Origin of the sequence: Psychromonas sp. SA13A, from assembly GCF_011378715.1 — a bacterium.
Taxonomy (GTDB): domain Bacteria; phylum Pseudomonadota; class Gammaproteobacteria; order Enterobacterales; family Psychromonadaceae; genus Psychromonas.
Genome location: NZ_WTKU01000044.1, coordinates 1 through 3,449 on the forward strand (window position 1 = coordinate 1; position 3,449 = coordinate 3,449).

At 35.0% G+C, this 3,449-nt stretch carries 4 protein-coding genes; 1 reads left to right on the forward strand and 3 read right to left on the reverse strand.

Annotated features, from left to right (window positions below):
• The first annotated feature begins 65 nt into the window (after nt 1-65).
• Complete coding sequence (locus tag GQR44_RS19510; RefSeq protein WP_166372148.1) at nt 66-1,016, forward strand: IS1595 family transposase; 951 nt, start codon at nt 66-68, stop codon at nt 1,014-1,016.
• Between the two features lie 537 nt (nt 1,017-1,553).
• Here the strand turns inward: GQR44_RS19510 and GQR44_RS19515 are convergent.
• The 3 genes from GQR44_RS19515 to GQR44_RS19530 all read right to left on the reverse strand — a co-directional run bounded on the left by GQR44_RS19515 (nt 1,554) and on the right by GQR44_RS19530 (nt 3,145).
• Nucleotides 1,554-1,904, reverse strand: a complete 351-nt coding sequence (locus GQR44_RS19515) for a DUF3316 domain-containing protein (protein ID WP_166373419.1) — start codon at nt 1,902-1,904, stop codon at nt 1,554-1,556.
• A 369-nt stretch (nt 1,905-2,273) separates the two neighbouring features.
• The gene (locus GQR44_RS19525; RefSeq protein WP_166373421.1) at nt 2,274-2,624 is read right to left on the reverse strand and encodes a DUF3316 domain-containing protein; all 351 of its coding nucleotides are present in this window, start codon (nt 2,622-2,624) and stop codon (nt 2,274-2,276) included.
• A gap of 179 nt (nt 2,625-2,803) precedes the next feature.
• On the reverse strand, nt 2,804-3,145 hold the full coding sequence (locus tag GQR44_RS19530; protein WP_166373423.1) for a DUF3316 domain-containing protein: 342 nt from the start codon (nt 3,143-3,145) through the stop codon (nt 2,804-2,806).
• Between the last annotated feature and the right edge of the window lie 304 nt (nt 3,146-3,449).

Sequence of the window (3,449 nt, forward strand, 5' to 3'; positions counted from 1 at the left end):
GGCTCTGTTCCTGTTAATTGTTGTCTATACTTATAAGTGATCATAACGTATTAAAGGTAAAGACTATGAATACTAAATCGTTCGTTCAAAACCTTAACCAAATAACTGCAGCACTTATATCCATGACACCAGCGCAAAGAGAGGTAGTTCATCAATCAATTCGAGAATCTCAAGTCGAATTACCCACCAATGAACTATTTCAACCTATTTTTGATACCTCTTCTTCTTGCCCTCATTGCACTTCAACACATTTAAGAAAATGGGGGAAGTCAGGAGAAACACAAAGATATCGATGTAATCATTGTGCTAAGACCTTTAATATTAAGACAAAAACACCGTTAGCTAGATTAAGAAAATGTCATCTATGGGAAGAGTATGCACGCTGTATGGAGCTAAAGTTAACACTTCGTCAAGCAGCTTCTATTTGTCACATTAATCTAAAAACTGCTTTCTTATGGCGACATCGCTTTTTAATGGCTAATACAGCTAAAACACAAGATAAATTATCAGGAATAATTGAAGTTGATGAATTCTTTATGGCGTATTCTGAAAAAGGCTCTAAAAAGCTAACCAGAGGGCGAAAAGCGAGGAAACGCGGAGGTGATGCAGATAAAAGAACAAAGGATGATCAAGTTGCGATATTACTTTCAATTGATCGCAGTAAACATATAGTTAATAAGGTGTTAGCAGCGGATACAGCTTCAGAAATAGAAGCGAATTTCGAACCACATATCCTAAGTAACTCCGTACTTTGTAGTGATGGTGCATGGCCTTATGTGAATATTGCAGAGCACAAGAATTGTGTTCATAAACGATTAATCAATGGGAAAAATAGAGTAATAGAAAACATTTACCACATCCAAACCGTTAATGGTGCAATCACTCACTTTAAGAGTTGGGTGGTAGGCAAAATGAAAGGGGTGGCGACTAAGTATTTACCGCATTATCTAACTTGGTTTAGAGAAAGTAGCGCAAAGTATGATTTTCAACAAATTTTACTCGCCGCTTATAGGTGACAACAGTGTAATGGAACAGAGCCAAAAATTTATAGATAATTATAAATAAATAGGTCATTTAGATACAAAGAAAAAGAAGGAATAGAGCTAAAGTGGGATAGATATTACTGTGGAGAACTAACTAGATAAATAACAATTTTAATCATCTGTTTGTTAGTGATTTATAGTGGACAGCTAATTTTGACCATACTTTGATATTCAAACAAAAAGCTTTCTTATGGTTTGCTCATATCATCAAATATTATTTTTGTAGTGCAAGGGGCCAGAAGAGTGGTTTTATAGTTTATATTGGCGGTTATAATTTAGTCGAAATATTCAAGCAGTAATATTCGAGAATTAGCTTAATGCAGTTATTTATTTATAGGTCATTATGCTAAAACGGCTAGTCAGGATATTTGAGTTAGGGAGTGATTAATGCATCTGATTGTTGGGGATAAAAATAGGATAAGAAATGAAATTGCTGCTATCTAACAAACTAGTAAAGTAAGTAGATGAGCAGCAATTTTGTTTTTTTCAATATTAAACGTTAAACCTGTATTAGTTTTGTGTTTTCAGTGTAGTGAAGTGGTAATCCACATCAACGACTGCACGGTAAGCAACTTGATCACGTGTTTGAGCGAATTCTTGGATCGTTACTTTTGATTTATCAATCGCTAAGTCTTGTGCTGGTGAATTGGTGATCACCGTTAGTTCGTGACGTAATTCGTTAGCTGGTAATTTTTTTAGACCATCAATGTAATCAAAACCTGCATCATATGCCGCTGCTTTACTTGTGAACGCATCAGTGGTGAACATTTTATCTGAATGCACAACCTGTGATGCTGCAAAAGCACTTGAACTTACTAATAATGTTGCCGCGACTGCTGTTAATGTTGTAAATTTTTTCATGAGAAACCCCTTAATCAATTTTTTTCATCAAAACTTTCTTATAAATACTGTTTTTTATAAGTGATGATATCTATTCTGTTTGTCGCTAGCGCTCATTGGCTTAATTAGCTGGCAGTAGCGACTTAATTTTTTAACGCTAACCGTTAATTAGTTAGTTGAGCTTAAAGTTGTGAAGTGGTAATCCACATCAACCACTGCACGGTAAGCTACTTGGTCACGTGTTTGAGCAAACTCTTGAATCGTTACTTTAGAGTTATCAATTTTAATATCGTTTGCAGGTGTTTCACTGATAACGATTAGTTTTTGACGTAATTCATTCGCTGGTAATGTATTGAGTGAATCGATGTAATCGAANACGCTAACCGTTAATTAGTTAGTTGAACGTAATGTAGTGAAATGGTAATCCACATCAACTACTGCACGGTAAGCTACTTGGTCACGTGTTTGAGCAAACTCTTGAATTGTTACTTTAGAGTTATCAATTTTAATATCGTTTGCAGGTGTTTCACTGATAACGATTAGTTTTTGACGTAATTCATTCGCAGGTAATGTATTGAGTGAATCGATGTAATCGAATCCAGCTTCATAAGCCGCTGCTTTATCTGTGAATGCATCAGTGCTGAATGTTTTGTCTGAATGCACAACTTGTGATGCTGCAAAAACGCTTGAACTGATTAATAATGTTGCTGCTAGTGCTGATACTGTGGTTAATTTTTTCATGTTGGTGCCCTTAATAATTTGTTTATAAGTTAACTATTTATAAGTTATCTATCTATAAGCTATATAGTGTTGTCGCTACCTACTGGCGTTCACGACTTGTGCTATTTTCTTTGCTTTATTTGTTCTTCGTGCTTTCTATTATTTCTATTATTTCTATTTTTTACATTACCAAGCGCTGATTAGTTATCGCTTCTTAATGTTTTGTAGTTGTAATCTACATTGACAATAGCGCGGTATTCTACTTGTCCACGTGTTTGTGCAAATTCTTCGATTGTTACGTTAGTATCTTTAATTTTTAAGTCTTTCGCTGGTGTTTCAGAGATAAGTACCAACTCATGACGTAATTTGTTTTCAGGTAACTGTTTAAGTTGGTTTACGTAATCAAAACCGGCTTCGTAAGCTGCTGCTTTATTTGTGAATGCATCAGTGCTGAAGTTTTTGTCAGAATGAACGACTTGAGTACCAGCAAAAACGCTTGAGCTGATAAGTAATGTTGCTGCTAGAGTTGTTAATTTTTTCATTTTGAATACCTTAAATAATTTGTTTATACATAGTTGTATTGAATGAGTGTTTAATGCGTTACCGCTGTTTCCTCACTCGATGTAGCTATTATGCCTATCATTTATGTGACCGTCATCACTCTATTTTTCCATTCATTGTGGCTTTTTTGTCACCAATCGAATTTAGAATGATAAAGGCTAGGTGATTGTTCACCGTTTACCTTGTTGTTTATTTACCTGTGACGTGGGCGTTGTTACTTCTTACTCACTCACATTAACAAGGTTTGAATCAGCCAACTCCTTTGCGTCATCTTGTTTTAATACA